Source organism: Nitrosomonas sp. Nm132 (genome assembly GCF_900100485.1).
Lineage (GTDB): Bacteria > Pseudomonadota > Gammaproteobacteria > Burkholderiales > Nitrosomonadaceae > Nitrosomonas.
Genome location: NZ_FNDH01000114.1, coordinates 1 through 1,346, shown reverse-complemented (window position 1 = coordinate 1,346; position 1,346 = coordinate 1). Strand labels below are relative to the sequence as shown.

Below are 1,346 nucleotides of genomic sequence, written 5' to 3'. Positions count from 1 at the left end.
AAGTACTTGGATTTAGAACTCCGCATGAGGTATTCTTCGGAGTGTCGGTAAGTTACACTAAACAGCCATCAAAAGTTGCACTTCGAATTTGAATCCACGAAAAATGTTTTAAATTTGTTTTATTATTTATTTATATTAGCCTCAATCTGGGTTAACATCATACTTGTAAAAGAGAGCGTTATCGAGTTTGATATGAACATCTAAACCTTTAATCAAATATAAATAAGGGTAACGTTCACGATGCTCACTGACAGTCGAATCATTAAGTATAAAATAGAATTACTTAATCTTGCTGAAGAGTTTAAGAATATTTTAAAAGTTTCCAAGATTAAGAGTGCATTCAGAGATACGTTTTATTATGCATGAATTAATAGAGATAAATACTCTGGAGGTATCAATCAATTAGAATAGTCGTATACGGATCTCAAGAGTCGCGTGGATAAAACTTCAGAATAAGCGATTGTATACTCATCACACTTCAAAATTCGGTAGCTATATCTTTTCCCACTGGGAGAAGGTCGGATGAGGGATTATAAAAACCGAATTTTGAAGTGTGATGAGTATAGACTATGCGATTGAGTATCCAGTCCATGAGCGAGATCGAACTGTACTTCTCGTGAGTCAAAAATTGGTTTAAGTTAGTGCAGCATAGCTGTGAATATATTAGCATTTTGATATGTCACCACGTTACCAGCTCACTGCACAAGAAATTGCCGATTTAGAATCGGCGCACCGTCAAACCTCAGACAAGCGTTATGCTGACCGGCTAAAAGCCGTCTACCTGCTAGGGTCTGTTGACGTTTTGAGGTAAGTATTTCATAAATCGAAGTAAACTCGTAATATTGAGAGATTTTTACCCCCCCACAAAACGAGTTTACGATGCCCCGACTGATGCTCACCGATGAATTCTGGCCGAAGCTGGAGAAGATTCTGCTTCAAGAAGCGATTTATAACAAGCGCAATCTGCGCATGACGGTGGAGGGTGTGCTATACCGAATGCGGGTTGGTTGTCCGTGGCGGGACTTACCCGAGGTTTTTGGATGCTGGAATTCCATCTATAAGAGATTCAATGCTTGGTCATCCACTAACAAGTGGAGCAGGGTTTTCAAGGCGCTGATTATTGATCCGGATTGGGAATGGGAATTTATTGATGGCAGCTACGTTAAAGCGCATCAGCATAGTGCGGGAGCTGCCGGCAAGAAGCCGCAGGCCATCGGAAAAAGCCGTGCTGGCAACTCTACGAAGATCCACCTTGCTGTTGATGGTTGTGGTTTGCCGGTTGAATTTGAAATTACCGGTGGAGATGTGAATGATTGCTCTGTGGCACCGGAGCTGATTGCCAAGTT

The 1,346-nt window shown here is 41.2% G+C and carries 2 protein-coding genes; both read left to right on the top strand.

Annotation, left to right across the window (positions count from 1 at the left end; all coding sequences use genetic code 11):
• The first annotated feature begins 676 nt into the window (after positions 1-676).
• Positions 677-811 (top strand): hypothetical protein, encoded by a 135-nt coding sequence (locus BLP80_RS16485; RefSeq protein ID WP_256325135.1) that lies wholly within the window; start codon positions 677-679, stop codon positions 809-811.
• A gap of 68 nt (positions 812-879) precedes the next feature.
• On the top strand, positions 880-1,346 hold a 467-nt coding region (locus BLP80_RS14880), incomplete at its 3' end, for an IS5 family transposase (protein ID WP_143002338.1).